We start from the raw sequence: 1,546 nt of genomic DNA, 5'->3' as shown, positions 1-1,546 counted from the left end.
GAGCAGGGAGATGAGCCCATTGCGTCGCGTACCGGCTGTATTGGCTGCCCACTGGTGTCGACAGAAGACACGGCTCTAGCTCGGGTTTGTGCTCAAGAGAAATGGGCGTATTTATCACCTTTGAAAGAATTGCGGGCGGTTCATGTTGAAGCGCGGAAATTATCGAATCGGCTACGAAAACCTGGTGGTGAAACTCGTAAGGATGGCAGCTTAGTTAAAAACCAGGGGAGATTTGGCCCCATCTGCTTGGATGTGCGCGAGCAATTGCTGAAGCAGGTTTTAGATGTTCAGGCTCGTGTGAATATTGCTGCGATCTCTCAGGGTCGCCCTCAAATTTCTATCATCAACAGCATGGAAGAATTATTTATTCGTAAATGCATTGGTGAAGAAGTTTGGCCAAAAGGATGGACAGGAGATGAGCCACGCGGGGATGCGTGGATTGATGAGCCGCTAGCCAATGGGCATGTTCAGCCATTAATTACGGGACTAGAATCATGATTGTCGCCACCACCACAATCCCTCTCCCACCCAACACCTACGAACAGATCAAGGCCCTCACTACCCTCCCCCACCAACCATTTACCCAGGGATACACCCACATCTACGAACTGCAAGGCCACCCTAACTTCCGCTTACTCGAAGGTGTCACGGTCCCACCCCACAGTGATGGCATTGCAGGGTACCGGCCAATTTTAATGCTGCATAACCCAGGTAATAACTACATTGTTCGGGGGGTTGAAGCCGATGGGCGGCCTCAACAGTTTTGGGTTGATACTCAGTGGTACTTCAATCGCTTAAAACCCCAGCGGCAGGGCACTCTGATCATTCTGGATATCGACGCTCAACACGAAGTCCATAGCCAGGATCCGAATGGTGGACATGGCGCGTGGGCTGGGTTGGTGTGGGCCCCAGGTGGGCAGCCATTGCCTAAGAGTGAGTGGGAGCCAGGAGAAGTGTTGTGTGGTGGAGAAGGAGTAACAAGCCCTGTGTTATCCTGGTCTCGCCTGCTGCGTCATCTCGTTGGGGACGTGGCGGGCTTATTGTATTTCCTGTGTAGGACGCGATCTCCCCTGACGTTGGTTGGGGGTTTTGTTTGGGGGGGGGGATGGTAGGATTTAAGCGCTAAACTCAGGCTTGTATTATGAAAGTTTCGATCTCCTTGGCGGCTTCGTTCCTACTGGCCATGCTGCCCCTATCGAAAGCAAGTGAGGCAACATGGCCAGTCGTACTGCAAAAACAGTCAATCCCGGGCCTGTCTGATTGTCAGGTTCAGTTGCTTACGCTGAGCTCAAGGGCAAGCGATTTAGAGTTTCAAATGCAACTCTTAACCCAGAGACAGATTCGCCTTGCTTATATCAGGATAGCCCTCTTTAATAATCTGTCATCTCTTTCACCCAGCTCCTCTAGATATCATGTAATACAAAGGCAGATAGCCGAGGTTAGGAGACAGATGGCACCTTTGATGAATCAGCGAGAGCAGTTAAGAGTACAGACATCTGACGTTCGAGCCCAGATGAATGCATTGAGCTGTAGATAGCGGGCGAGA

Annotated in this window: 1 protein-coding gene and 1 pseudogene; both read left to right on the top strand. The window is 51.2% G+C overall.

Annotated features, from left to right (window positions below; genetic code table 11):
* Positions 1–498, top strand: a pseudogene (locus tag DXZ20_RS17950) (phosphoadenosine phosphosulfate reductase family protein); the annotation flags it as partial.
* Positions 495–1,112, top strand: a complete 618-nt coding sequence (locus tag DXZ20_RS17945; protein ID WP_250565806.1) for a hypothetical protein — start codon at positions 495–497, stop codon at positions 1,110–1,112. The pseudogene DXZ20_RS17950 and the gene DXZ20_RS17945, both read left to right, overlap by 4 nt.
* Positions 1,113–1,546 lie beyond the last annotated feature (434 nt).

Origin of the sequence: Adonisia turfae CCMR0081 (assembly GCF_011009555.1) — a bacterium.
GTDB lineage: Bacteria > Cyanobacteriota > Cyanobacteriia > Phormidesmidales > Phormidesmidaceae > Leptothoe > Leptothoe turfae.
This window is presented reverse-complemented; position numbering and strand designations above follow the sequence as displayed.